21 protein-coding genes are annotated in these 26,673 nt (G+C 42.7%); 13 read left to right on the forward strand and 8 right to left on the reverse strand.

Annotated elements, in window-relative coordinates:
- Positions 1-34: 34 nt before the first annotated feature.
- The 8 genes from AB0756_RS31225 (at position 35) to AB0756_RS31260 (ending at position 9,246) form a co-directional block, all read left to right on the forward strand.
- Positions 35-1,852: an ABC transporter substrate-binding protein gene (locus AB0756_RS31225; RefSeq protein WP_050046800.1), complete on the forward strand. Its 1,818-nt coding sequence runs from the start codon at positions 35-37 to the stop codon at positions 1,850-1,852.
- A gap of 125 nt (positions 1,853-1,977) precedes the next feature.
- Positions 1,978-3,801 carry an ABC transporter substrate-binding protein gene (locus AB0756_RS31230; protein WP_038082980.1) on the forward strand — a complete coding sequence of 608 codons (1,824 nt, stop codon included), beginning with the start codon at positions 1,978-1,980 and terminating at the stop codon, positions 3,799-3,801.
- A gap of 323 nt (positions 3,802-4,124) precedes the next feature.
- Positions 4,125-4,913 carry a nickel pincer cofactor biosynthesis protein LarB gene (gene larB / locus AB0756_RS31235; protein WP_038082979.1) on the forward strand — a complete coding sequence of 263 codons (789 nt, stop codon included), beginning with the start codon at positions 4,125-4,127 and terminating at the stop codon, positions 4,911-4,913.
- 37 nt (positions 4,914-4,950) lie between these two features.
- Positions 4,951-5,295, forward strand: a complete 345-nt coding sequence (locus tag AB0756_RS31240; RefSeq protein WP_050046801.1) for a hypothetical protein — start codon at positions 4,951-4,953, stop codon at positions 5,293-5,295.
- Between the two features lie 188 nt (positions 5,296-5,483).
- Positions 5,484-5,690 (forward strand): hypothetical protein, encoded by a 207-nt coding sequence (locus AB0756_RS31245; RefSeq protein ID WP_050046802.1) that lies wholly within the window; start codon positions 5,484-5,486, stop codon positions 5,688-5,690.
- 94 nt (positions 5,691-5,784) lie between these two features.
- Positions 5,785-7,179: an argininosuccinate lyase gene (argH, locus tag AB0756_RS31250; RefSeq protein WP_038082978.1), complete on the forward strand. Its 1,395-nt coding sequence runs from the start codon at positions 5,785-5,787 to the stop codon at positions 7,177-7,179.
- Between the two features lie 659 nt (positions 7,180-7,838).
- Positions 7,839-8,315, forward strand: a complete 477-nt coding sequence (locus AB0756_RS31255) for an NUDIX hydrolase (RefSeq protein ID WP_137986653.1) — start codon at positions 7,839-7,841, stop codon at positions 8,313-8,315.
- 103 nt (positions 8,316-8,418) lie between these two features.
- Positions 8,419-9,246 carry an alpha/beta fold hydrolase gene (locus AB0756_RS31260; RefSeq protein ID WP_038082976.1) on the forward strand — a complete coding sequence of 276 codons (828 nt, stop codon included), beginning with the start codon at positions 8,419-8,421 and terminating at the stop codon, positions 9,244-9,246.
- Positions 9,247-9,441: 195 nt separating this feature from the next.
- On the opposite strand, the gene AB0756_RS31265 is transcribed toward AB0756_RS31260, so the two are convergent.
- Complete coding sequence (locus tag AB0756_RS31265) at positions 9,442-10,245, reverse strand: pantothenate kinase (RefSeq protein WP_202048662.1); 804 nt, start codon at positions 10,243-10,245, stop codon at positions 9,442-9,444.
- Positions 10,246-10,490: 245 nt separating this feature from the next.
- Here AB0756_RS31265 and AB0756_RS31270 point away from each other — a divergent pair, with 245 nt between their 5' ends.
- Positions 10,491-12,215, forward strand: a complete 1,725-nt coding sequence (locus AB0756_RS31270; protein WP_038083112.1) for a diflavin flavoprotein — start codon at positions 10,491-10,493, stop codon at positions 12,213-12,215.
- 90 nt (positions 12,216-12,305) lie between these two features.
- The gene (locus AB0756_RS31275; RefSeq protein WP_038083110.1) at positions 12,306-14,018 is read left to right on the forward strand and encodes a diflavin flavoprotein; all 1,713 of its coding nucleotides are present in this window, start codon (positions 12,306-12,308) and stop codon (positions 14,016-14,018) included.
- 145 nt (positions 14,019-14,163) lie between these two features.
- Here the strand turns inward: AB0756_RS31275 and AB0756_RS31280 are convergent, their stop codons facing one another.
- The 3 genes from AB0756_RS31280 to AB0756_RS31290 form a co-directional block, all read right to left on the reverse strand.
- A complete protein-coding gene (locus AB0756_RS31280; RefSeq protein WP_038083109.1) occupies positions 14,164-14,598 on the reverse strand; it encodes a hypothetical protein in 435 nt (144 codons plus the stop codon).
- A gap of 158 nt (positions 14,599-14,756) precedes the next feature.
- Positions 14,757-16,316: a peptidoglycan-binding domain-containing protein gene (locus tag AB0756_RS31285; RefSeq protein ID WP_050046803.1), complete on the reverse strand. Its 1,560-nt coding sequence runs from the start codon at positions 16,314-16,316 to the stop codon at positions 14,757-14,759.
- A gap of 713 nt (positions 16,317-17,029) precedes the next feature.
- Complete coding sequence (locus AB0756_RS31290) at positions 17,030-17,791, reverse strand: YebC/PmpR family DNA-binding transcriptional regulator (protein ID WP_038082573.1); 762 nt, start codon at positions 17,789-17,791, stop codon at positions 17,030-17,032.
- A gap of 176 nt (positions 17,792-17,967) precedes the next feature.
- On the opposite strand from AB0756_RS31290, the gene AB0756_RS31295 reads away from it, so the two are divergent.
- On the forward strand, positions 17,968-18,873 hold the full coding sequence (locus tag AB0756_RS31295; protein WP_038082572.1) for an alpha/beta fold hydrolase: 906 nt from the start codon (positions 17,968-17,970) through the stop codon (positions 18,871-18,873).
- 146 nt (positions 18,874-19,019) lie between these two features.
- On the opposite strand, the gene AB0756_RS31300 is transcribed toward AB0756_RS31295, so the two are convergent.
- Both AB0756_RS31300 and AB0756_RS31305 read right to left on the reverse strand, forming a co-directional pair.
- The gene (locus AB0756_RS31300; protein ID WP_038082571.1) at positions 19,020-20,438 is read right to left on the reverse strand and encodes an LCP family protein; all 1,419 of its coding nucleotides are present in this window, start codon (positions 20,436-20,438) and stop codon (positions 19,020-19,022) included.
- Between the two features lie 288 nt (positions 20,439-20,726).
- Positions 20,727-21,098, reverse strand: coding sequence for a hypothetical protein (locus tag AB0756_RS31305; RefSeq protein WP_038082570.1), 372 nt, complete (start codon positions 21,096-21,098; stop codon positions 20,727-20,729).
- A 269-nt stretch (positions 21,099-21,367) separates the two neighbouring features.
- Here AB0756_RS31305 and AB0756_RS31310 point away from each other — a divergent pair, with 269 nt between their 5' ends.
- Positions 21,368-22,621, forward strand: a complete 1,254-nt coding sequence (locus AB0756_RS31310) for an AI-2E family transporter (RefSeq protein WP_038082569.1) — start codon at positions 21,368-21,370, stop codon at positions 22,619-22,621.
- Here AB0756_RS31310 and AB0756_RS31315 read toward each other — a convergent pair.
- Both AB0756_RS31315 and AB0756_RS31320 read right to left on the reverse strand, forming a co-directional pair.
- Positions 22,590-23,915, reverse strand: a complete 1,326-nt coding sequence (locus tag AB0756_RS31315) for a serpin family protein (RefSeq protein WP_038082568.1) — start codon at positions 23,913-23,915, stop codon at positions 22,590-22,592. The genes AB0756_RS31310 and AB0756_RS31315 overlap by 32 nt on opposite strands.
- 177 nt (positions 23,916-24,092) lie before the next feature.
- On the reverse strand, positions 24,093-25,691 hold the full coding sequence (locus tag AB0756_RS31320; protein ID WP_038082567.1) for a S8 family serine peptidase: 1,599 nt from the start codon (positions 25,689-25,691) through the stop codon (positions 24,093-24,095).
- Between the two features lie 221 nt (positions 25,692-25,912).
- Between AB0756_RS31320 and rpe the strand changes: the two genes are divergently transcribed.
- Positions 25,913-26,620, forward strand: coding sequence for a ribulose-phosphate 3-epimerase (gene rpe, locus AB0756_RS31325; RefSeq protein ID WP_038082566.1), 708 nt, complete (start codon positions 25,913-25,915; stop codon positions 26,618-26,620).
- Positions 26,621-26,673: the final 53 nt, after the last annotated feature.

Here is a 26,673-nt window from a genome sequence, read left to right on the forward strand (position 1 = left end):
TCTAGAATAAAGCCCATCGCAAAGTTCTAGAAAAATGAAAGCACATTTTTTTCCAAAAAAATTACCACAAATTTTCCCAAGAGGTTGGATTGTAGCTTTACTAGGTTTTTGGATAGCTCTATCTTTGAACGGCTGCAATCCCGGTCAATTTAAAACCTCAGCAGCTCAAGTATCCCAACTAGTTATTAGCGCCGGGGGTAATCCGCAAACTTTTAACGCAGCTTTGAGCCAATCAACTCCCAATATCTTTCGTTTTACTTATGAACCATTAGCAGCTCTCAATGGCATTACTAAGAAAATTGAACCTGCGATCGCGGAGTCATGGGAAATTTCTCAGGATAAGCTGCGATATACCTTTACCTTGCGTGAGGGATTAAAGTGGTCAGATGGAGAACCCCTCACAGCGGACGATGTTGTTTTTTCCTTTAACAACATCTATCTAAATAAAGAAATTCCTACCTACGCTCAAGATAACCTCCGCATTGGTGTTAGCAAAGCTTTTCCTAAAGTCCGCAAAATTGACAGTCGGCGAGTGGAATTTATTATGCCAGAACCCTATGCACCCTTTTTGGCATTAATTGCAGCAGAAATGGAGATTTTACCAGAACACGCCTTACGCAAAGCAGTGGAAACCAAGCGCTCCGATGGCAGACCGGAATTTTTCTCTACTTGGGGAATAGATACAGACCCCAAGAAAATTATTGTGAATGGACCTTATACTCTAGAAACTTATTTACCCAGTCAAAGAATGATATTTCGGCGCAACCCTTACTACTGGCGAAAGGATGCACAAGGGAAGCCGCAGCCATATATCGAGCGTATTGTTTGGCAAATTGTAGAAAATGCTGATACGGCTTTGATGCAGTTTCGCTCTGGAGGATTGGATGTACTGGAAATTGGTCCGGGAACTTTCCAATTGCTGAAGCGAGAAGAAAAACGAGGTGATTTTAGCATTCAAAATGCAGGACCCGACACCGGTACAAGTTTACTTGCTTTTAACCTTAACAAAGGTCGTCGCAACGGAAAACCTCTTGTCGATCCGGTTAAGTCCCGTTGGTTTAATACTGTTGCTTTCAGACAAGCTGTTGCTTACGCTCTCGATCGCCAAACAATAATCAACAACAACTTGCGGGGATTGGGCGAACCCCAAGACTCGCCATTTTTTGCCCCGAGCCCCTACTACTTGTCTGCCAAACAAGGTCTTAAAGCCTATAACTATAATGTAGACAAAGCCAAAGAAGTTTTACTAGGTGCGGGATTTAAATACGATAACAAAGGTCAGTTACTCGATTCGGATGGAAATCGAGTGCGCTTTACAATGTTAGCGCCTGCTAGTAACCGACCCTCAGTTCCTCCCAAAATCAAGCAAGATTTGAGCAAGATAGGAATGACAGTAGATCTACAATACGTTGATTTCAGCGTTTTGGGAGACAAAATCACCAACACTCTTGATTGGGAAACTTATTTGGGAGGTATGAGTGGAAACATTGAGCCACATGATGGTTATAACGTATGGACTGTAGAGGGTAGTTTCCACGTTTTCAATCAAAAACCTGCAAAAGGACAGCCCCCTCTAGAGGGTTGGGAAGCCTCTGATTGGGAGAAAAAAATTGAAGCACTCTTCATTGCAGGAGCAAGAGAGTTTGATGAAACAAAGCGCAAAGCGATTTATGACGAGGTACAGCGTCTCGCGCAAGAATATGTACCGATCGTTCACTTATGGAATTCCTTGGCTTTAGTGGCTGTACGCAATACCGTTCAAGGTGTTAAGTACTCTGCTGCTTTTCCTTCCCCTAGAGGTTACATCTGGAATCTTTACGAGATGAAAGTCGCTGAAGGGAATAGGGGTTAGGGAGTGGGGACAAGAGGGACAAGGGAGACAAGGGGGACAAGGGAGAATCATCAATTCCCATTCCCTATTCTCCATTCCCCATTCCCTTAGGCTGTATCATGCGAAAAGATTAAAATTTTCCTCCCATGATGTTTTTTCTCTTCCCCCGTCATCGCCGTTGGCTTTCTGTTGTTCCAATATTAATTTTAGGGTTGGTTTGTCAGTTAATTTTTACAAGTTGCAATCCCACCAACCTAAAAACTGCAGCAGTACGAAATGTATCTCAATGGGTGACTAGTACTATTGGCGATCCTCAAACTTTTAATTACTCCTTTAATAATTCCTATCCTCATGTCTTTTTGTTTACGACTTTAGGGCTAACAACTCTTAATGGCGAGACTGGGGAAATAGAACCAGATTTAGCAGAATCTTGGGAAATTTCTGATGATAAAAAGCAAATAGTTTTTACCCTGCGTGAGGGTCTGAAATGGTCAGATGGCGAGCCCCTAACTGCAGATGATGTTCTCTTTACTTATCAAGATATAATTTTTAATCCTAAAATTCCTACAGATTGGAAAGATAGTTTGAAAATAGGTTCAAGCGGTATTTTTCCTAAAATAAGGAAAATGAGCGATCGCAAAGTTGAATTTACTCTTCCCGAGTCTTTCGCTCCTTTTCTGTATACTACCACGGGCGGCTCTACAAACTCAATTGGTATTATGCCAAAACATGCTTTAGCTGAATCCTTAAAAACTCTAGATGTTAATGGAAATCCACAATTTCTATCAATTTGGGGAACGGGTACAGACCCGAGTCAAATAATTGTGAGCGGTCCTTACAAAATAAAAAGCTATGTACCAAGCCAACGAGTTATCTTCGAGCGCAATCCTTATTACTGGCGTAAAGATACTCAAGGTAACCAACTACCTTATGTTGACCGGATTGTTTGGCAGATTATTGAATCTACAGATTCAATAATCCTTCAATTTCGTTCTGGAGGCTTAGATATAGTAGAAGTGTCCCCAGAAAATTTTTCTTTACTCAAGCGGGAAGAGAAACGAGGACAATTCACAATCTACAATGGGGGATCGAAATTATCTCAAAATTTTATATCCTTTAACCTCAATCGCGGTCAACGTAAAAACGGACAACCTGTCGTCGATCCGATTAAATCTCGTTGGTTTAATACTTTAGCGTTTAGACAAGCCATTGCCCGTGCTATCAACAGAGAAGCATTGCTCAATAATATTTTTCGAGGAATTGGTGTCGTACAAAATTCGCCGATAGAGGTACAAAGCCCTTACTATCTTCCTCCAGAAAAAGGCTTAAAAGTTTATGATTACAATCCCAAAAAAGCTCAAGACTTGCTATTAAAAGCGGGTTTTCGATATAACGCTAAAAACCAGTTATTAGATGCAGAAGGAAATCGGGTGCGTTTCTCATTAATAACAAATGCTGAAAATAAAACTCGCGTAGCAATGGGAGCGCAAATTAAATACGATTTGAGTCAAATTGGAATTCAAGTAGATTTTAACGCAATTTCTTTCAACACGCTTGTAGCGAAACTGTCCGATTCACTCGATTGGGAATGCTATCTACTGGGTTTTGTGAGTGGAGGATTTGAACCTAATGATGCGTCTAACGTTTGGTTAACTGACGGGGGGTTGCATACCTTCAATCAAAAACCACAAGCAGGAAAGGAACCTCTCATTGGTTGGAAAGTAGAAGATTGGGAAGCAGAAATCGGTCGATTGTATAAACAAGGAGCCCAAGAGTTAGATGAAGAAAAACGCAAAGAAATTTACTTTCAAACCCAACGTCTAACCCAAGAATATTTACCATTTATTTATCTAATCAATCCTTTGTCTTTGTCAGCAGTGCGAAACCGCATTCAAAACATTAAATACTCTGCAGTTGGTTCCCAAGCAGGAACAATGTGGAATAAATATGAACTTAAGGTAGAAAAATAGATATAGCAATATTACTTGAGAGCTAAACGAGGGAGACGAGAGAGAGGGGGGAGATGAGGGAGACAAGGAAGACAAGACAGAAGTGTTTGTAACTCCCATACGAATTGCTATAGAGGTTATTGTTTAGTGGTTAGTAGAATAATTAACCACTCACAACTAATAACTAACAACTAACAATTAATACCAATTCTATATGAAATTGTGCTTAAAATTTCCTCACATTACAAATGTGGGACTATACAAACAAAGAGGGCGCTTCGCAGGCTAATTGCAGGCATCTTCATAGAAAATTGGTATAACAACTAACAACCAACAATTAACTAATGACAAACAATAAATCATTACGATCGCTCTTAGAATCTGTCGCTCAAGGTAACGTTACCCCAGATGCTGCTCTAGAAACGCTCAAAAACTTATCTTATGAACCTGTAGGCGAGTTTGCCAAAATAGACCATCACCGCGCCTTAAGAACGGGTTTTCCTGAAGTTATCTGGGGACCGGGGAAAACTCCCGAACAGATTGCTCAAATTATGAATATCATGCGCCAGCGCAATCCAGTGGTGATGGCTACCCGTATAGATCCAGCCCTTTATGCTGTATTGCAATCTAAAGTTAGGGGTTTGCGCTACTACGAATTAGCCCGAATTTGTGCTATCGCTCCGGACAGCATTGAACCGCAAGATCCTGGTATCATTGGCATTCTTTCTGCTGGTACTGCGGATTTACCAGTCGCTGAAGAAGCAGCTGTCACCGCCGAACTGTCCGGTTTTCAAGTGCAGCGTCTTTGGGATGTGGGAGTTGCTGGAATTCACCGCTTGCTAAACAACCGTCATGTTATTGAATCAGCATCAGTTTTGGTGGTTGTGGCGGGAATGGAAGGGGCTTTACCCAGCGTAGTTGCAGGTTTAGCAGATTGTCCCGTAATTGCTGTCCCTACTAGCATCGGCTATGGAGCCAGTTTTGGAGGATTAGCACCGCTATTGACAATGTTAAACTCTTGTGCTGCGGGTGTAGGGGTTGTCAATATTGACAATGGATTTGGTGCAGCAGTGTTGGCGGGACAAATTCTGCGGACAGCCGCAAAATTGCGGTTGGCATCAACCGAGTCATGAGGTTATGACGGTAGGCAAACCAATTCTGAGGTTCAACATGAAACGTTGGATTGTACTGGCTGCATTTGCCTTAAGCTTTCTATTAACAATTTTTATATCAACTAACGACACCGTCACTGCTGAAAGTAAAATTGATGCAAGCTGTACTTATAAAGGTATTAAGCTTTACGGCAAAGTACAAATTGTCAAGGATTTCCCGGATATTACCGTACAAAAAGTTAAGGACTTTCCAGACTTACACGTTCAAAACGTGACGGTATTTCCTCAAGATTGTGGCAAGTGGCAAGTTGTTGAAATCTTTCCCGACTTTAAGGTGAAGTTTGTGAAGGAATCTGCGGACATCAAAATTAAGATGGTGGATGTCTTTCCCGGCGTGCCTTAAAAAGAAGGAGTGGAAGCGATTTTCATGTTGAAGGTGAAAATTTTCATTAGGACTGCGTTGGGGAGCCATCACTTCAGATACAGAGCATTATTTTACCACTAGACAATTTCTACTTATTGCGGTATCACCGGGAAGTATCGAGGATAAAATTTTATCCTTCATCTTTTTCTTTATCCTTTATCTTTTATATGGACATATTTACTGATTCAATATCTCATTTCGTCTGGTGGTCGTCTTTAGACTGGACGGTACTGGCGCAAACTGTAACTGACCCCAACATTCTCGGTCAGATGCAAAAAGCGTTTACACACTTTGTGCAGACAGGTCAAGCTTGGGCACTCTTGATTGGATTGGCTCTTGGTTATATGATTCGGAATTTAACGAGTTACGGTTAAAACTAGTTTGTTAGTGGTTAGTGGTTAGTCGTGAGTGGTGCAAAAATACAACTAACACCGAACGGCTAACAACCAACCATTCCCAACAGAGCATATGGCTGCACAAAACACTTGGAGTCAACGGTTTGAATCGGCGTTGCATCCTGCAATCGCTCGATTTAATGCCAGTATTAATTTTGATATTCAGCTTTTAGAGTATGACTTGATGGGCTCTAAAGCTCATGCACAAATGCTTGCTCATACTGGCATTCTTTCTCGAGACGAAGGCGAGCAACTTGTCAAAGCTCTAGACAAGATTCACGAGGAATATCAACAAGGTAACTTTAACCCTGGGATTGAAGCAGAAGATGTCCATTTTGCCGTTGAGCGTCGTCTTGTGGAAATGGTGGGCGATTTGGGTAAAAAATTACACACTGCCCGTTCCCGAAACGATCAGGTGGGGACTGACACTAGGCTTTATCTTCGCGATCGAATTCAGCAAATCAGCGACCAATTGTGCGAATTTCAAAATGTGCTGTTAGATATTGCCGAACAACATATTGAAACACTGATTCCAGGTTATACTCACCTACAACGCGCTCAGCCCCTGAGTCTAGCCCATCACTTACTGGCGTACTTTCATATGGCGCAGCGCGATCGCGAACGTCTTAAAGATGTGTCTCGTCGAGTGAATGTTTCACCGTTGGGTTGCGGTGCTCTAGCGGGAACGACTTTTCCTATAGACCGCCAGTACACTGCTAATTTGTTGAAGTTTGATGGCATTTATGCTAACAGTCTTGATGGAGTTAGCGATCGCGATTTTGCCATTGAATTTCTCAGCGCAGCTAGTATAATTATGGTTCACCTCAGCCGTCTTTCAGAAGAAGTCATTTTATGGGCGTCTGAGGAATTTAGCTTTGTCACCCTCAAAGATAGTTGTGCTACTGGTTCGAGCATTATGCCTCAAAAGAAAAACCCCGACGTACCAGAGTTGGTTCGGGGTAAAACTGGGAGAGTCTTTGGTCATCTACAAGCAATGTTGGTCATAATGAAGGGATTACCCCTGGCATACAACAAAGACTTGCAAGAAGATAAAGAAGCTTTATTTGATAGTGTTAATACAGTCACAGCCTGTCTTGAGGCAATGACAATTTTACTTCGGGAAGGGTTGGAATTCCGTACCCAGCGCTTGGCAGAAGCAGTAACAGAAGACTTTTCCAATGCTACTGATGTAGCAGATTATTTAGCAGCCCGAGGTGTACCTTTCCGGGAAGCCTATAACCTTGTAGGCAAAGTTGTGAAAACCAGTATTGCTGCTGGTAAACTTCTTAAAGATTTACGTTTAGAGGAGTGGAAAGAACTTCACCCAGCTTTTGACGCAGATATTTACGATGCAATATCACCGCGTCAAGTCGTTGCTGCTCGTAACAGCTATGGTGGTACGGGATTTGAACAAGTGAGACAAGCGCTAAAAGCCGCCCGCAGTCAAACTCCCAATAGCGATCGCTAGGGAAAAAGGGAGTGGGAAATTATTTTAATCCCCCATTCCCAAATTGCTAGCAATAATTATGGGCGTACATTTGTACGCCCGCCGTAACTTAGAGAGCAAACATAGAGCAAATATTTTGAGCAGCGTTTCTACTCAGCGTCAATAGCTGCTGCGCCCTCATCCTCTTCACTCTTCGGCGGTCTTTGCTGGAATCTTCTATTGCCCATCCGTCCTGTTGTAGTCCGTTTACGAAACTTTCGGGCATACGCCTGGTTCCGTAGCGCCTTTTCTTTTTTCGGATTGCGGCGCTTAGCCATGTTCACCTCATTAAATAAACAACAAAAATTCGCTTCTAGGGTTGATGTAGGCAGTATCTGCTGTTGAGCTTACTTGTTTTTCTCACCTAGATTGGCGACTTCTATATTTTAAACAGCAATCTATACTAACTTAGTATAGAGTTTCTGTCAACTCAAGGATGAACTATGAAATTTGTAAAGCAGTCATTTTCAGTGTGGTGCAGTGGTCGAATCAGTATTTTCTGAGATAATCTTTAAGATATGGCTCCAAACCACAACTATGATTGTATAAGGTGCAACTCAACATTTTTGTTGAGAAAATGTTGTGTGGTAAGGTTCTCTACACTGCAAGACAAAATTTGAAAATTGAACAATTTTGCTTTTATGGATGCGGCTGTTCAGTCCACACGTAGTTTATGGCGATTTGGACAAACTGTTCTTGGCATCATCTTCCGCCATCCAGTTCCAGGGACAAGTATAATTCCAATCTTACCCGATGGTCGAATTGTTTTAATTCGGCGACGAGACAATGGTCTGTGGGCATTGCCTGGAGGTATGGTGGATTGGGGCGAAGATGTTCCGAGTGCAGTAGAACGGGAATTGATGGAAGAAACCGGATTGGAATTAGTGAAAATTCGGCGTTTGGTTGGTGTATACTCCGCACCAGACCGTGACCCCAGAATCCATTCGATTTGTATTGTTGTGGAAGCCGATGTTCGGGGAGACATGGCGATCCAAGATACATTGGAAGTTATGGAAATCCAAGCTTTTCCAACCGATTCCCTACCGCCTGGAAAAATGTCTCACGATCACAGTCGCCAATTGCAAGACTATTTAAATGGTTTGACGACACTGGCTTGAGAATGATGAATTATAAATTATGAATTATGAATTATTTTTTCATCATTCATCATTCATCATTCATAATTTCCACTAGTGTGAATGACTATATGAAATAGCTAATATGGATTCTCTATTCCGTAACTCCCGAAGAAAGCTCTCTCAAGGGCTTTTGTTTTGGCGCGAAATTGGTACAGGAATTCCTGTTGTTTTCTTACACGGTTCGTGGAACGATAGCAGCCAATGGGTTTCCTTAATGGAATTGCTTTCATCACATTTCCATTGCTTTGCACCAGATCTATTTGGCTTCGGTGAATCCGAACGTCCAAACATCCATCATTCGATAGATTTACACGTTGAATGTCTGGCAGAATTTTTGCAAGCGTTAAAGCTAGAAAGGGTATACTTGGTAGGGCATTCCCTCGGAAGTTGGATTGCTGCTAGTTATAGTTTGAAGTATCCAGAACAAGTTTGTGGTTTGGTGTTGATATCACCAGAAGGTATCGCAATTGAAGGGCAAAAAAAGCGTTTGCAACTGATGCGGCGTATTATTAAGTTTCCACTCACATTATTTCAAATCTTGAGAGTCCTCCGCCCAATTACTAAAATTTTTGGCTGGGACGATCAAATTGAACGAGATTGGAAGTTACGTCAGGCAATGCTCAATTATCCTACAGCCTGTGAATTACTCTTCGAGCGTCAGGAACCAGAAATTAAAGCAGAGTTGTTGCAAGAACAATTGTCCTCAATACTTGCTCCTGTTTTAATTTTAGAAGGTGGAAAAGACTCGAAAGAATTTCTAGACATGAGTCGAGCCTGTGCTCAGTACCTTCCTCAAGCAGAGTTGAAGGCGATCGCCCATGGTGCTAACGATCTACCTGAGTCTTGTGCAGGAGTTGTTGCTGGAGATATCCGTGACTTTATCAAATTAACAGTCAGCACTGACCAGTAACAAGTCATATCATTAAGAGTATTTTCCCCCCTTTTTAAGGGGGGCTAGGGGGGATCGAAACTGCTAGAAGGCATTTTAGGAGACTTGTGTACACCACCGCAGCTTTGTTTAAGGGGGGCAGGGGGAGCACTGAGTGCCTAAAATCACAGATAACTACTTCTCAAACAACCTCTAAGAACTTTCTATACTCGTCGTTTACTCATACATTCCAGTCAGTAGTGCTTGCATTCCCCAAAAAATCAAATTCTGTTCCACGTAGAAACGTGCTGCGATCGCAGGAAATCGTGCTTGCAAATAATTGACTAACAAAGTGCGATCGCCTCCTGTAATTGCAATCTTCCCTTCAGGATAATCCCGCCACCACGCCTCAACAAAGTCTTTGATTCCAGCAACCAGAGTGTAGACAACTCCACTTTGTATGGCTTCTTCGGTTTTTAAAGCAAACCTTTGTGGAAGATGCTTTTGTAGTTCAACCACTGGCAATTGTCCGGTTTTTTGAGCAAGAGTTGCAAGCTGCAGACCCAACCCAGGAAGAATAGCACCGCCAACTAAACATTTGTTAGCATCTGCACCTGTAAAAGTCAGTGCAGTTCCCGCATCGATCGCTAACATGGGAAAACCCCATTTCTCGCCCGCACCCCACAAAGCTAAGGCGCGATCGACTCCTAATGTAGGATAAAGACCTTGTAAGGGGATGTGGTCTAAGGTGATGACGCGAACATTTGGGTAAGATTCCCACAGTTGTGTTTGACTCGGAACCACGGAAGCTAGGAGAAGGGGGGGAGGGTAGGAGGGGGAGAGAGGGGGAGGGGAGGAGGGGGAGGTGGGAAAATGGGTAATGAAGTCCTCTAATGTTTTACAGTTAGATAGTTGATGTATAACTTTTTGTGGCAAATGTTCTGTGTCCCAAGCACAAATGCGCGATTTGCCTTTCAACCACGCCCAATGCAGTCGGGAATTTCCGATCGTCAATCCTAGCCACAAAGTACTGTCTGTCATTCTGTTTTTTTGACCGAATTGGGGGTGAGGGGTTGGGGGTTGGGGGAGATCTAAAAATTACGAGACTAAACGAGTTGTGTGAAAACACAGCCTGGAAATTACCTATTTCCTATCTTTCGCTAACCCCCGACCCTTTCCTTAGAGTTTTTTTAACCAAATTATAGAATTTTTAATAAAACGTTACAAAAAACTCGTGTCACAATAGAAAAAGAGTAATAAATACTCATTCTCTTAGGAGGGGATATATGGTAGCACTCACTGAAAAAACTAACAAAAGGCTAACCATGCAGGTTGTCGATATTGCTTCCGACACAACAGCAATTCGCTCTCTGGATTGGGATAGAGACCGCTTTGATATTGAGTTCGGGCTGCAAAATGGAACTACCTACAACTCATTCCTCATACGCGGCGAGCAAACAGCGTTGGTAGATACTTCTCACGAAAAGTTTCGCCAACTGTTTTTAGATACCCTCAAGGGTTTGGTCAATCCCACCGATATCAGTTATTTAATTATCAGTCATACCGAGCCAGACCACAGTGGTTTAGTTAAAGATGTTTTACAACTAGCTCCAAATATTACGGTTGTTGGTTCTAAAGTTGCTATTCAATTTCTCGAAAATTTGGTGCATCAGCCTTTCAAACGGCAAATTGTGAAAAATGGCGATCGCTTGGATTTGGGCAACGGACACGAACTAGAATTTGTGATTGCACCCAATTTACACTGGCCCGACACCATCTTTACATTTGACCGCAAAACCCAAACTCTCTTCACTTGCGATGCTTTTGGATTGCACTACTGCTCGGACAGTACTTATGACGAAGATCTAAAAGCGATTGAAGCTGATTTTGAATATTACTACGAGTGCTTAATGGCTCCTAACGCCCGTTCGGTCTTATCTGCTCTCAAGCGCATGGCTGAACTGGAAAAGATTAATTTAATTGCCACGGGTCACGGTCCCTTATTATATCATAATGTTGAAGAATTAACCGGACGCTACCGTAATTGGAGCCAAACACAAACTAAAGCAGAAACAACAGTTGGGGTCTTTTACATATCCGATTACGGTTACAGTTATCGTCTGGCTCAAGCAATAGCTTTAGGGATTACAAAAACAGGCGTTGCGGTGGAACTGGTAGATCTACGCTCTGTTGGTGACTTGGTAGAATTGCGAGAGCTTGTGAGTCGCTGTGCGGGAATTGCCGTTGGAATGCCCCCAGCTTCAGATGTCAGTCAGCTTCAAGGTGCTCTCAGTACGATCTTAGGTTCTGCTAATGAAAAACAAGCGGTAGGCATTTTTGAGTCAGGCGGTGGAGATGACGAACCAATCGATCCGTTACTCAGTAAATTTCGGAATTTAGGTTTAACAACCGCCTTCCCAGCCATTCGGATTAAACAAACGCCCGCAGAAAACACCTACAAGCTTTGTGAAGAGGCTGGAACAGACTTGGGACAATGGGTGACACGCGATCGCAGCATCAAGCAGATGAAATCTTTAGGTGCTGACCTCGACAAAGCTTTAGGGAGAATCAGTGGCGGGCTTTATATTATCACTGCGAAAAAGGGTGATGTATCCAGTGCCATGTTAGCTTCTTGGGTAAGCCAAGCCAGTTTCAAACCGATAGGTATCACAATAGCAGTTGCTAAAGACAGGGCAATTGAATCACTCATGCAAGTGGGGGATAAGTTTGTACTTAACGTCCTAGAAGAAAACAACTACCAGCGCCTGATGAAGCACTTCCTCAAACGATTTGCTCCAGGAGCCGACCGTTTTGAAGGAGTCAAAACCCAAGCAGCGGAAAATGGAGCACCCATCCTCGCAGAAGCTTTGGCATATATGGAATGCGAAGTGTTAAGCAGAATGGATGGTGGCGATCACTGGATTGTATACAGCACGGTTTACGCAGGACGGGTGAGCAAAGCAGAAGCCCTTACCGCCGTCCACCATCGTAAGGTTGGCAATCACTATTAATTAGGGACAAGGGGGACAAGATAGAAGTTTCTTCCTTGTCTACCCCCTCTCCCCAATCTCCAATCTAAAATCCACGTATCTAAAATCGCTATGACCTCCACAAAACCCCGTGACGTTCAAGTTCTGCCCATCGCTACAGATACCACTGTACTCCGTTCTCGCAGTTGGACTCGCCTGAGATTTGAAATTGAATATGCGCTGGCAAAGGGTACAACAGCTAATTCCTATTTAATCAAAGGAGATAAAACTGCCCTTATCGATCCTCCTGGTGAAACATTCACAGAAATTTATCTGGATGCGGTGCAGAAACGGTTTGATTTGCAATCTGTTGATTACGTAATTCTGGGTCATGTGAATCCCAACCGTGCAGCAACTTTAAAAGCGATGCTTGAAATTGCACCTCAAATTACCTTTGTTTGTTCTAACCCAGGAGCCATCAATTTGCGAGGTGCGTTGGAAAACCCAGATTTACCAGTTCTGGTTATGCGAGGGGAAGATACTCTCGATTTAGGGAAAGGGCATCTTTTACAATTCATTCCTACTCCTAACCCTCGCTATCCAGATCAACTCTGTACTTACGATCCACAAACAGAAATTCTCTATACCGATAAGCTATTTGGAGCGCATATTTGTGGCGATCAAGTGTTTGATGAGGGTTGGGAGATATTTCAAGAAGATCGACGCTATTACTATGATTGCTTAATGGCTCCTCATGCCCGTCAGATTGAGACAGCGTTGGAAAAACTTTCTGAGTTTCCCGTGAGAGTGTATGCAACCGGACACGGTCCTTTGGTACGCTATGGCTTGCTCGAGCTGACAAAGGCTTACCAGCAGTGGAGCCAACAGCAAACATCTCAGGATACTTCTGTTGCATTGATTTATGCTTCTGCTTACGGGAATACGGCAACTTTAGCCCAAGCGATCGCTCGCGGTATCACCAAAGCAGGTGTTGGGGTAGAATCAATAAATTGTGAAGTTGCCGAACCAGAGGAAATCCGGATGGCTTTGGAAAAAGCATCTGGTTTTGTCATAGGTTCCCCAACTTTAGGCGGTCATGCACCAACACCAGTTCAAACAGCTTTGGGGATTGTTCTCTCAACTGTAACAAACAACAAACTTGCTGGGGTGTTTGGTTCTTTTGGTTGGAGTGGGGAAGCAGTCGATTTCCTAGAAGATAAGTTGAAGGACGCAGGTTATCGTTTTGGTTTTGAAACCATCCGAGTCAAGTTCAAACCAGATGATACCACCTTACAAATGTGTGAAGAAGCAGGAACCGACTTTGCTCAAGCACTCAAAAAAGCCAAAAAAGTCAGAGCGCAAAGTGTACCTGCTACAACAACAGAACAAGCTGTTGGTAGAATTGTAGGCTCGCTGTGCGTATTGACAGCCAAGCAAGGCGATATCTCCAGTGCCATGTTAGCTTCTTGGGTCTCTCAAGCAAGCTTTAATCCCCCGGCGTTAACCATTGCAGTAGCTAAAGACCGTGCTGTGGAATCACTGACGCACTCTGGCAACAAATTCGTGCTCAATGTTTTAAAAGAAGGCAATCACTTGGGTTTAATGAAGCACTTCTTAAAACCCTTTACTCCCGGACAAAACCGATTTGTTGATGTTGCAACAGAAGAAGCTGAAAATGGTTGTTCAATTTTGACTGATGCACTTGCATATATGGAGTGTACTGTCACAAACCGTATGGAATGCGGCGATCACTGGCTGATTTACGCAGTTGTCAAAGATGGTAAGCTACTAGATAACGAGGGAATAACCGCAGTACACCATCGCAAATCAGGCAGTCATTATTAAGTAGGTTAGGTTGAGGAACGAAACCCAACGTTGTGCCGAAGTTGTTGGTCAACATCGTGGCAAATTTGTTGGTCAACATTGGACGAATAGGTTGGGTTTCGCAAAGCCTCAACCCAACCTACGTTGATAAATTTTCTTCTAAGTCTCACTCGCTAATAACTGATATGTGTTCGGGTTGAGACAAATACATATCTGAGTTCTGGGCATTGCAGTAAGCTAGCTTGCTACCAAAGAGATATCCCGTACTGATAAGTAAAGATAAAAACGCAAAAGTTACAGGAGTCATTAAACGATCGCTTTCCACTTTCCATTGAGGCTGAATTCCTAGAAATTCGTGTACGCTTTTAATTGCTAAGAGCAAAGAATTTCTGTCAATTCTCTTCCAGATCATTAAATCTCCATTTCTATTAGAGTTGAGATAAGCACATAGATAACCGGGCATTGACTCATCTTTTTTGATAATAAATGAATACCCATTAGTCAGTTTGGCAACGAGCCTCTTTTGTCCTTGTTGTTGAAATGTACTGGGCTTCATATTATTTTCTTCAAGTATCCCGATCGCTTCTTTCTCTGATAGCATTTTGCACCCCTACACTTTTGTGATGGAAGCTTGACAAAATCTTCTTTTTAAAAATTTAAACCTCTTTATTTAAACATTATTTTTGCAGGGCAATACATCTTTCTCTTGAAAGAGAAAATACTTTCAATAAAGAAGATTTACCGATTGCTTGTCACCGCTCAAAAATATTCAACTCTTGCATCTAGACCCTGAGAGCGCAAATATTCCGACTGTTTTTCTGCTTCAGAACGACTGCTATACTGTCCGGCATTGACATAAGTACCCAGTCGCGAGTCTGCTTGAAAAGCAGACGGTACGTACTGACGCACTCTGCTTAAAGTGTCGTAACTGCGAATTGGTACAATGACCACATAGCGATTTTCACGTCCGGGAGACCATTCAGGAGGATTTCCTGTATTACCGGGAAAATCGGGATACCCAGATGTATTACCTGGGTTACCTCCGAGATCATCCAATCTCAAGGCTTGCCAAGTTTGATAATTTACAATTCCGTTAGCTTCTAGTCCGCGACTTCTTTGAAATTGAGCTACAGCATTCCTAGTTGCCGAACCGTAATAGTTTGTGATTCGACCTTGAAACAATCCTAAATCCTGCAAACGCCGTTGCACGATTTCAACACGTTGGCTCCTTTCACCCAAACAGATATCACCTTGATTAACCGAACAATTAGAATTGGTCGAATTTGTTCCTCCTATCAAAGCATCTGATATTCTGGCTAGGGTTTGTGAGTCAGCAACACCATTGCGTGTCAGCCCATAATTTTGTTGGAAACGTTCGACAGCTTCCTGAGTCGTGGGACCATAATATCCCGTAGGATTTGCACGAAAATAGCCCAATTGCTGCAAGTCATCTTGCAATTTTCTAACTTGTTGACCGGAATCACCCTGTTTTAAATAGGAACTGTCTGCGCTATTTGGATAATCGGGTTGATTTGGTGGGTAATTCGGTTGGTTTGGTGGATAGTAATCGGGTTGATTTGGTGGGTAATTCGGTTGGTTTGGTGGATAGTAATCGGGTTGATTTGGTGGGTAATTCGGTTGGTTTGGTGGATAATAATCGGGTTGATTTGGTGGGTAATTCGGTTGGTTTAAACTGACACGAATAGCTTCTTCTGTTCTCGTACCAACAATACCATCCGGGCTAATGCCATTAGATTGCTGAAATTGAGAGACAGCTCGCTCTGTTTCCGAGCCAAAATAACCTGTTATTGCACCGTTAAAATACCCCAAACGTTGTAAATCTTGTTGCAATCTTCTGACGGATGCACCACTGCTACCCCGTTGCAAACCCTCACTGACACGACCTCCAGAAGTTCTGCTTTGACACTGCGATCGCAGAAGCCGTTGAGTTTGACTACCTACCACCCCAACAGTCGGAAGCCTGTTATCTTGTTGGAAACGAATAACAGCTTCTCGTGTTTTGGAAGCAAATTTACCCGTGACCTTACCGTTAAAATACCCCAATTGTTTTAAACATCTTTGTATGCTAGCAACTTCAGGTCCATCACTACCTACTTTCTGACCAGCTAGAGCTTGTTCCACCACACCGAGAACAGACAAAGTTAAGGCTACAGCCAATAAATACCTTGCAGCATTGCCAGATAGCTTCATCCAATGCAACTGCGTCAAAAAATTTCCAGTCAATTTAACAGGTGTATGTGAATAGCTAGATAACAGTTCATTTGCTGATTCTGGACAATAACATCTAATAATTTCCATAGTTGTTCGCTCGCTGTGGTTTACAAACCTGGACACGAATTTTTAGGGATTGGGATGCAACTGAACGCTTACTTTTATTGTGGGTGCTTCATGATACCAAATTTTTTCATAATTTACCAGTACATATCTTGAATTCAAAATTTCTTACACATAATCTTGTCCAAAATGCCATAAGTGATTGGTTATAACTCACTGGTTAAAGATGTTATATAGAATATTTGACAGCAAAAGAAGTAAAATCTTCACTTGTTGTACGAATTGTTTTAGAAAGCCAGGAAACTGAGAAAGATTCTTTACCTTATATTGCGACAATCATCTCAGTTTTAGGTCTAGGGCGTACTAGGAGCAGATCGAGACTCCAACAGTCATCATGGAAGACTTCGGAAGTTTGATTGATACTCCCGTAACACCGCTAGAAAAAGATCGTAGAAAGAACCGCAAATAGTTACTGATTAATAGCCATTAGCCCTTCGGGTATCTCCTTACGGAGACGCTTCGCGATGCGAAGCTATGCCCGCAAGGGCTATACGCCAGTCCCCAGGGCGCGGGAAACCCGCCTACTTTCTCTGGTCTCACCATTAGCCATTAGCCATTAGCCATTAGCCATTAGCCATTAGCCATTAGCCCTTCGGGTTCGCCAGTCCCCAGGGCGCGGGAAACCCGCCTACTTTCTCTGGTCTCACCATTAGCCATTAGCCATTAGCCATTAGCTATTAACCATTAGCCATAACTGTCATCAATTCTTCTGACATATCAAAATTAGTGGTAACATTTTGTACGTCATCTAAACTTTCTAAAGAGTCAATTAACTTTAAAAGCGATCGCGCTTGATCTAAATCTGTGACTTCTACGTTATTACCGGGAATCCAGCGCAATTCAACATCACTCACTTGAAAACCTTTGTCTTTAAGAATTTGGCTGAGGCTTTCCAAATTTGGAACTGCGGTAAATACCTCAGCTGTTTTATCCTCAGTCATCTCATAAGTATCAGCACCGCCCTCTAAGGAAGCTTCTAAAAGCTGTTCTTCATCCACAACTCCCCGTACCGTACAAACGCCTTTCTGAGAAAACATCCAACTGACACAACCTGTTTCACCCAGGTTTCCACCATTTTTACTAAAGGCGGTACGCAAGTCAGCCGCAGTTCGGTTGCGATTGTCCGTTAGTGCTTCGATGAGAACTGCAACTCCAAGAGGACCGTATCCTTCATAGCGAATTGATTCTAAACTAGAGTTATCGCCTGCAAACGTACCAGCACCCTTGGCGATCGCTCTTTCGATATTATCATTGGGTATCCCGGCTGCCTTTGCCTTTTCAATAGCAGTACGTAATTGAAAATTACCAGCAGGGTCAGGGACTCCACTTCTCGCAGCTACAATAATTGCACGTGACAGTTGGGTAAAAGTCTTACCTTTTTTTGCGTCTACCACTGCTTTTTGACGTTTAATATTTGCCCATTTACTGTGTCCTGCCATATGCGGAAACTATCAATACAAGCTTTTCAATATGAGGATATAACCTGATTTTATCCTTTGCCTAGTTCTGTTTATGAAAAAGCTAGTGCCATTACACATTAACTGCGTCAAAATAAAGACAGAAAAGTCTGCTATAAACGGCTACATATCCTCTCTGTACTGACAACCCAATTCCCATGACCTCCTCTGCTTCTACCTCAGCATTGACATCAACAAAAACTTGGATATGGCAAGGATTTCCCATTTGTTATCAAACCCAGGGAACCTCCGGACCTGCTGTTGTTTTAGTACATGGCTTTGGCGCATCATGGTGGCACTGGCGAAAAAATATACCTATATTGGCAGAACATTGCCGTGTGTTTGCGATTGATTTAATTGGTTTTGGGAGTTCTGCAAAACCAAAACCGGGCGAAAAAATTTCTTATACTTTTGAAACCTGGGGACAGCAAATTGCGGATTTTTGCCATGAAGTTGTGGGCGAACCAGCATTTTTAGTTGGGAACTCTGTTGGTTGTATTGTTGTGATGCAAACAGCAGTGGATAATCCAGAAATAGTTTTGGGAGTTGCTTTGCTCAATTGTTCCCTGCGACTGTTACACGATCGCAAACGCATGGCTTTACCCTGGTATCGTCGCTTTGGAGCACCCCTACTCCAACAAATACTCTCGATTCAACCAATAGGAAACTTCTTTTTCAACCAAATTGCCAAACCAAAAACAGTACGGCAAATTCTCCTCAAAGCCTATGCTAATTCTGAGGTAGTGACAGAAGAACTCGTAGATATTTTAATGGCTCCCGCACAAGACCCCGGTGCAGTCGCAGTATTCCTTGCCTTCACTGCATATTCTACCGGACCCTTACCGGAAGACCTATTACCTCAACTCCCATGCCCTGCAATTATTCTATGGGGAGCAGCCGACCCTTGGGAACCCATAGAATTGGGTAGAGAATTGGCTAATTACCCACAAGTCCAAAAGTTTATTCCGTTAGAAGGGGTTGGGCATTGTCCGCAAGACGAAGCTCCTGAAGTGGTCAATCCAATCTTACAAGATTGGATTTGGGAGTTAGCAGCAAAGCTCTAAGAAGGCAGCTAGCTAGCTATGCAGAAGGAAATTAAAGAATAAATAAATTCAAGGGTTTTAGATCTTATGGCAAAGAGTTACCTTTTACTTTTCTCTCATAGCTGCCATCTGCCATCTGCCATCTGCCCTCTGCCTTACCCACACAATTAAGGTGCAACAGGGTTTTCTAAATTGCGTATTTTTTCCACCCAATCTTTCCCCACTTGAATACTAATATCAGAACCGAGGTTACCCGTACTTTCTACACGAACTTCCCCAAATCCTAAAGAATTGCGAATCGATTCAGCACTGTTACCATCACCTTGTTGGGCGACAATGTGAGTCACTTCCAATGGTTCGCCCCAACTTTTAGCTATGTAAACGTTATTGTAACCTGCATTTTGCAGTGCCTTAATTAAAGGTCGAAGATTGGTATTTTGACTACCCGTACTGTCTTGAACCGCAACACGCAATGAGCTAGGCTCGCTAGTCAGAGGAATCAACTCCGATTTAACTTCAAAGTGTTGAGCCATCATAGCACTGATACGCTTTTTATCTGGTACCCAGTAGCTGGCTTCAAACTCCCCTAGTTGACTGAACCGACCGGGTAGCATCATCATTTGCATATTGGAGCGGTTTGTTCTCACTCCATAACCGACTAGTGCTAATAACTCCTCAACTGTTAAATTAGTATCAATATTGTCTTTAACTACGTTCAGAATTTTAGGTAATTGCGCGACAGTAGCTGGAGTCAGGGATTGATCCATTAAAGCTCTCATTACCATTTGCTGCCGTTGAATGCGACCAATATCCCCATTTTCGTCATGACGAAAGCGCAAAAGTTGTAATGCTTGGTCACCATTGAGATGCTGTTTTCCTGCTTTTAAATTGATAAATAAGTGTTGAGATTCATCCTTGTACTTCATATCCTTGGGAACGTAAACCGTGACTCCACCCAAGGCATCAATTAACTTAGCAACTCCCAAAACATTAATTCGGATATAGCGATCGATTCCGACTCCATCCAATACATTACTAACAGTTTTGGCAGTTAATGCTGGTCCACCAAGAACATTTGTGGCGTTGATTTTCCTAGCACTATGTCCTTCTATTTTTGTACGGGTATCTCTAGGAATGGAAAGCATGACTAATTTTTTCTTCTCTGGATCGAATCGGATCAAGAGCATGACATCAGCTAGCCCATCAAAAGAATTAACTTGGGGATGATATCGCAGCTTGAGGCTTTCACTCGGAGGATTCTGAATATCTTGCGGGAGTACGCTCATTCCCATGATCAATATGTTGACAGGGCGGGTTAATTCTGAAAACCGCAGCCCACTCCCTGAGATGCGATCTGCATCAAACACTGCTGCTTCATCTGGGCTGAGGTTGGTTTGCATTAAAGGCGTACTTGTTAAAGAAACCGCTAACAACGCCCCAGCTGTTGCTGACACCATTGCAATACCACTCATTCCAACCCAAAACCACAACCAGCGCCCGGATTTATGGCTTTGAGTATTGCGATCGCTTGGCTCGGGGCGGGGTGCTGAGTGGTTTCCTTGCGCCGAAGTTCTTTGAATGGTCACTGACTTCCTCACACTTACTGATAAAAAGTGAAAAATACGCTGTCTTCTAAAAAACAGCTAAATCGACTTATAATAACTAACTCTTTTTGATTATTAGCGGTAACTTTACCACTTGAGTGTTAACCAAAACACTTATTGCAGTAATTCTCCTACTTTTCAGTAAATCCGGAGATGTTTTATTGAAGTATGGCAATAGAAAACTTGAATTGCCTAGAGCTGATTTGAAGAAAATGTCAAAGAATACGAAAATTAAGTGAAAACACCGAAAAACGTTTTTCATTATGGTTCTTAAGACAAGTATTTTCCCAACCATCGTTCGGCAAATTCACTAAATCCAGATAGACGGTGAGACTTGCCTTTAACTACACGAACAATCAACCAAGTACTCACTAAAAAGTATCCAGAGGTAAGAAAGCTATTGAGAATCAGTAGACGCAGTGCAAAAAAATCTGAACTTTCCGCAACCGTTGTTAACAAAAAGTATCCCAGAAGCCAGGTAAACGCCAAAGTTATAGACAGACGACTGACTGCAAGTTGTTCCCGAGTTCCTTGATGACGGTAGAGAGTCCATAGAGACGGGAAAAAACCAATGACTGGAATTAAATACAGAAGTAGCTGTGGGGATTGGGGATTGGCGGTTGGGGTTTGGGGGTCGAGCATAAAACTTTGAGAGCGGGTATTGGGTATTGGGTATTGCGTATTAGGTACTGACAATATTCTTCCCTATGTCGGCACTCAATTCCTCATTCCACACCCAAGAATCGCAAATTTTTGTTTTTTAAGGAAAAGGCCGTAATACCTATATCCTTAATGACGGGTGGAGAAGATGCTAAGTGTAATCCTAAGTTAGGGGGATGATCGCGGGAGTATAGTCAGAGATAATAAGCTTAAAAGAATAATATTATTTAGTTGTATCCCGCAATCGGCAGATGCAGACACGCAAGCTCTTCGACTGGTGGCAAACACTCTCACCGATATCGCGAATTAGCGCTATCGCTTTGTTCGCTCCACTACTCGTGCTCAATGGTTGGGCAGTTTCAGCAATTTTTCATTACTTTCACTCTCTGATTGTCATTTTAGTCGGTGCGTCAGTGCTAGCGTTTCTGCTCAACTATCCCGTAAGCTGGATGGAGCGTCACGGCGCTAGGCGAGAACAAGTCGCTGTTTTAGTGTTTTTACTCGCCTTATCGGTTTTATTAGCTTTGGGGGTGACTCTCATCCCACTGGCTTTAACTCAAGCCCAGCAACTGGTGGCTCGCATACCAGAATTGATTGATTCGGGGCGATCGCAGTTGATGATGTTAAATGAGAAAGCGGAAAGCCTTGGCTTACCGATTAACCTTGATGCTTTGGTCGTACAAATTAACGATCGGGTCAAGGGACAATTGCAGGCGATTTCCGGACAAGTTTTAAATCTGGCTGTCATAACAGTGACTAGCTTGCTTGACTTTCTCTTAACAATGGTTTTGACCTTCTATCTTTTGCAGCACGGGGATGAGTTGTGGCAGAGTTTAGTAGACTGGCTACCTACGAGATTTCGTAACGCTTTTTCCGAAACAGTCCGCCTGAGTTTCCAAAATTTCTTTATTACTCAATTAATTGCGTCAACTTGTATGGCGTCAGCCCTGATTCCCACCTTTTTGTGGCTAAAAGTACCGTTTGGTCTGCTGTTTGGTTTGACCATTGGTATCATGGCTCTAGTTCCTTTTGGTGGATCTGTGGGGATAGCTCTGACTACTCTTATTGTGGCCCTACAAGATTTTTCCATGGGCGCTAGGGTACTCATTGCAGCAGTGATTGTCCAGCAAATTTTAGAAAACTTAATTGCTCCTAGAATTTTAGGTAGTTTTACTGGTTTAAATCCCGTCTGGGTTCTGATTTCTGTGTTAACAGGCGCGAGAATTGGAGGACTTTTGGGTGTTATTGTGGCAGTACCCACAGCTGTCGTTATTAAAACTGCTCTCAGTGCAGTGCGTCCTGCAACTAGTACCGAAGAAGTGGACGATACAGAAACTATCTGCGTTCAACCACAAAATACGGCTAATGACAGTACAACGACATCATCAGGTAACCATTCTGTAGAGGTAGCTGCACCCATTGTCTCAGAATCGCCTCCTACAGGTTCTCAAAGCAATCGCAGTGAGATAAATCCTAAGAAAGTGGCTCCACAATTGAACCCATAAACAAAAGACTTCCTGTCCGATTATCCCGAATCGTACAGAAGAAGGGGCGATCGACAATCATACTGAACGGTTCTTCCGATGGCACTTTAGCTGATAATGGCACTATTCCCACAGAAGTAGCAGCAGCAGCCTCAGTGCCTTCTTCATTAACTTCAACAAATGTTTTATGCTTAACTTCGCTAATTTTAAGATTTTTCCCCATGGCAGAAAAGTTAGCTTTATTACTAAAAGCCTCGCCCATTCCTAACGCTGTTAGGGCTTTATTCAGGGTAATATCATAATCCATTTTAAAGCGAGGCAAGCTCACAAATCCTTCTCTTTTCCTAAACTGAGTCATCCAATTTTCCCAGTTTTCTGCACTCAAATTTTGATAAAAGCTTTTTAAGCTAGATTTCTGTTTGGGAAGAAAAATATAAAAGCTCACTTTACCATCTTTACCATAAGGTAAACTGACAGCCTGAAATTGCTGATTTTCATAATACCTATAGTCACCTCTTTGTGACATCATAGGATGTTGTTTTTGCCGACCCGATGTCAGGTAAAATGGGCGATCGCTCGTTTGAGCTTTATCAAATTTATCCGACCAACGACCTTTAAAATAAATAGCATTAATAAGAAACAACACGCGATCGGGATCGATTCTTTCTACAATTTTGTTAATTTTGCCTTCAGTACTATCGTTAACCCAGCTATTGATAATACTAGGTGCATTTTTGTCTTTAAAGTTTAAATTGGTTATCCTAGCAGTATAAAAATCTTGATTTCTTTGGATAAATTCTCGGTCAAGGCTCGCTTCTTTATTAGCCCAAAGCGAATTTGCAATCGTCAGTTTTACTTCAGGATCTGCATTTTCCAAACTTTTCTTCAGCGCCGCGTTAGAGGAGTTGATTTGTTGTAAAGTCAACTCCTGTAACTCCAGCGCTTTTATCATTGCTTCTCTAGTCGTTCCACTTGCTCCGTTATAAGTCATAGCTAAAGCAATAGATACACTTGAGGGAGAAACAAAAATATTGCGATCGCTCTGTTCATTTAAAACTTGAGAAAATAGTTTAAAGCCAAACTTTGTGTTAGCATTAACGAGTTTCGGATCGGGAGTCGAGGGTTGTTTTGACATGGGAGATTCTGAAGGAGGTAAACTCGTTTGTGCGTATGCGCTCGTGTTATTACCAATTTGCGAACATCCTATAACACTCATAAGAACAACGCTAGCTGCAGTCAGAACATAACGTCTTCCCAGACGAACACCATAACGTCTTTGCAAAAAATTTTCACGAGCATTGCTATTTTGCTTCATTTGACTCCACAATCTCCTGAGACTTTGTTTTGACTATGCCATCCCAAGTGACTTGTTTATTATATGGTTACAGTTTTGGCAACAGGGGGGAATAGGGGATAGAGGACAAGGGGGAGGGGTAGACAAGGTAGACAAGGGAGAAAAATATACCATGTCCCCCATGTCCCCTTGTTCCCTCTACTTCACACCTACAGTCCACCAAGCTAGGGCGTAAGCTTGCGTGGCTTCGTTAACTTTTTGACGGGACTGAACGCGAATTTTGTAGTTACCTGTTGCAGGAACGGGACAAAAAATATGCTCTACACTATCAACATCACTGATGGAGGAACAAACAGCTGCACTCTCAATACCTTCTGGTGCATCTGCTTTCACTAAATAAAGATCGAGATTGTTTAAACCGCGATCGCGAAAATCATCACCCGCATCAAATTGACCGTTATTATTTTTATCGTTAAGTTCTACCAATCTATCCCAAGTTAAGGTAATAGCAACAAAACTGCCCTGTTGTAAAGGTTTCGCTATTGTATAATCTACGTAAGATAGTGCATTCACTGTACGATAATCCCATCCAATACTAGGTACAGGTTGTGTTGGATTCCATTGACCGACACTGAATTGCTGGTATGCTCGAAATGCGTTTAAATGACCTGTTCCCATCTGAGCATCTAAAGGTATTTTGGGGTTTTTGTAAGCATCAGAGTCAAGCCAGTCTTTGTTGAGCTTATCAATCAGCGTCCGCGTCATTCCCAAATATAACCCGTTGCCAATGTCTTTGATTTTGTCCGCAGAGTTCATGAGTACAGCTTTCATCACTTCATGGCGGCGGGAATCTACACTCCAATTTGTTCGTTTTGTTCGCAATTGTCGATCGCCCAATTCTTGCAACAAGGCTACTGTTGCTGTTACTTGAGGAGCTGCAAAACTCGTTCCCGTTACTTTAGTAAATTTACCGTCTGGGTTAAGCAAGGTGATATTATTACCAGGGGCAACTAAAGCGATCGCGCGACGCGGACCTATATTAATTTCTTTTCCTGCAAGTCGAACAGCTAGCCCTTCGCTCACAGCCGCTAAATTAGAAACATCAACTTTATTAAAAATTCCCCCGCGACGAGATGAAAAAGCCACATTCATTCCGTTATAGTTGTCTGTAGGGATGGGAATTCCTCCCTTGCCTTGATTACCTGCAATAATATATAGAGTATCGTGAACGCGACTCGACCAGTCAATGCACATTGTTAAGAGAGCTTTACCATCAAGAACAGGTGATGGACGAGAATCGCGGTTCAGTGGTTCGCCAAAGCTAAAATTAATTGCGCGGATATCTCCACCATTTTGTCCTGCGATATGTTGTGCAGACATGCATTCTTCTGGTTGACCCAAGTTTTTACCAGACCCCACCGCTGAGGAATAGAGACGTGCTTGTGGAGCAATACCGGGCAAAGCTTTATTATTGCTTACCATAACACTGGCTACATTATAAGCATGCGGATCGACGCCAGTATTTGATTTAGCTAATGCATTCCGTAAAAATACGCCTGCAAGAGATACAGAGCGATTCTTAGAAACAGCCTTATCTAAGCCAAATTGACCGGGACGCCCGATTTCTACCTGACCGATCGCTATCTTGCGCCCTGTTAAATTATACGGTGGTTTGTGTAACTTCAAAGCATCAATACCGTTAGTTCCAAAAGGACTTTCCAAGGCAATAGCTAGTACGGGTACACTCAAACAAGAGACACCAAAACCCCAAATTATCCAAGTGTGTTTGTTTGCCATAATCAATATATAGTTGCTGGTTAGTGGTTAGTCGTTAGTTGTTGGTCGTTAGTGGTTAGTTGAGAAGTCCCACTAACCCTTCGGATTCGCTAGTCCCTGACGGCGCGGGAAAGCCGCCGTGGGGGCTAGACTCACCACTAACCTCTAACCTCTAATTATTAACAAATGCTCAACTTTTGTTACAATGTTGACAGACGAGGACGCTTAAAAACCCACTAGCCATGACCCAAACCCTATCTACAAAGCCCATTGTAATCTCTCCATCCATCCTATCAGCAGATTTTAGCCGTCTGGGAGAAGAAATTCGAGCAGTAGACGAAGCAGGTGCAGATTGGATTCACGTAGACGTAATGGACGGTCGCTTCGTCCCCAATATCACGATTGGTCCTCTGATTGTAGAAGCGATTCGTCCTGTCACCAAAAAGCCACTGGATGTCCACTTAATGATTGTGGAACCAGAAAAATATGTAGAAGACTTTGCCAAAGCAGGCGCTGATATCATTTCAGTCCATTGCGAACACAACGCTTCACCACACCTACACCGTACTCTCGGTCAGATTAAAGAATTAGGTAAGCAAGCTGGTGTTGTGCTCAACCCATCGACACCATTAGAACTCATTGAATATGTTCTAGATATTTGCGATCTCATATTGATTATGAGCGTCAACCCTGGTTTTGGCGGTCAAAGCTTTATTCCTGGTGTAGTTCCCAAAATTCAAAAATTGCGTCAAATTTGCGATGAACGCGGTCTCAACCCCTGGATTGAAGTGGATGGGGGGCTGAAGGGTAATAATACTTGGCAAGTGTTAGAAGCAGGAGCAAATGCGATCGTGGCTGGTTCCGCAGTCTTCAAAGCCAAAGACTATGCTGAAGCTATTGAAGGTATCCGCAACAGCAAGCGTCCAACTCCACAATTAGCAACAGCGTAATTCATGATTCGTAATTCGTAATTCGTAATTGAAGACAATCATTACGAATTATG

This window comes from Tolypothrix campylonemoides VB511288_2, assembly GCF_045999855.1.
Lineage (GTDB): Bacteria > Cyanobacteriota > Cyanobacteriia > Cyanobacteriales > Nostocaceae > Scytonema > Scytonema bouteillei_A.

Coding starts and splice junctions, on each gene's coding strand:
- AB0756_RS31245 (WP_050046802.1), top strand. CDS start 5,484: ATGGACATATTTACTGATTCAATATCTCATTTCGTCTGGTGGTCGTCT.
- AB0756_RS31265 (WP_202048662.1), bottom strand. CDS start 10,245: ATGACAGACAGTACTTTGTGGCTAGGATTGACGATCGGAAATTCCCGA.
- AB0756_RS31295 (WP_038082572.1), top strand. CDS start 17,968: ATGACCTCCTCTGCTTCTACCTCAGCATTGACATCAACAAAAACTTGG.
- argH (WP_038082978.1), top strand. CDS start 5,785: ATGGCTGCACAAAACACTTGGAGTCAACGGTTTGAATCGGCGTTGCAT.
- AB0756_RS31230 (WP_038082980.1), top strand. CDS start 1,978: ATGATGTTTTTTCTCTTCCCCCGTCATCGCCGTTGGCTTTCTGTTGTT.
- AB0756_RS31240 (WP_050046801.1), top strand. CDS start 4,951: ATGAAACGTTGGATTGTACTGGCTGCATTTGCCTTAAGCTTTCTATTA.
- rpe (WP_038082566.1), top strand. CDS start 25,913: ATGACCCAAACCCTATCTACAAAGCCCATTGTAATCTCTCCATCCATC.
- AB0756_RS31305 (WP_038082570.1), bottom strand. CDS start 21,098: ATGCTCGACCCCCAAACCCCAACCGCCAATCCCCAATCCCCACAGCTA.
- larB (WP_038082979.1), top strand. CDS start 4,125: ATGACAAACAATAAATCATTACGATCGCTCTTAGAATCTGTCGCTCAA.
- AB0756_RS31255 (WP_137986653.1), top strand. CDS start 7,839: ATGGATGCGGCTGTTCAGTCCACACGTAGTTTATGGCGATTTGGACAA.
- AB0756_RS31260 (WP_038082976.1), top strand. CDS start 8,419: ATGGATTCTCTATTCCGTAACTCCCGAAGAAAGCTCTCTCAAGGGCTT.
- AB0756_RS31225 (WP_050046800.1), top strand. CDS start 35: ATGAAAGCACATTTTTTTCCAAAAAAATTACCACAAATTTTCCCAAGA.
- AB0756_RS31320 (WP_038082567.1), bottom strand. CDS start 25,691: ATGGCAAACAAACACACTTGGATAATTTGGGGTTTTGGTGTCTCTTGT.
- AB0756_RS31290 (WP_038082573.1), bottom strand. CDS start 17,791: ATGGCAGGACACAGTAAATGGGCAAATATTAAACGTCAAAAAGCAGTG.
- AB0756_RS31315 (WP_038082568.1), bottom strand. CDS start 23,915: ATGAAGCAAAATAGCAATGCTCGTGAAAATTTTTTGCAAAGACGTTAT.
- AB0756_RS31275 (WP_038083110.1), top strand. CDS start 12,306: ATGACCTCCACAAAACCCCGTGACGTTCAAGTTCTGCCCATCGCTACA.
- AB0756_RS31270 (WP_038083112.1), top strand. CDS start 10,491: ATGGTAGCACTCACTGAAAAAACTAACAAAAGGCTAACCATGCAGGTT.
- AB0756_RS31310 (WP_038082569.1), top strand. CDS start 21,368: ATGCAGACACGCAAGCTCTTCGACTGGTGGCAAACACTCTCACCGATA.
- AB0756_RS31285 (WP_050046803.1), bottom strand. CDS start 16,316: ATGGAAATTATTAGATGTTATTGTCCAGAATCAGCAAATGAACTGTTA.
- AB0756_RS31280 (WP_038083109.1), bottom strand. CDS start 14,598: ATGCTATCAGAGAAAGAAGCGATCGGGATACTTGAAGAAAATAATATG.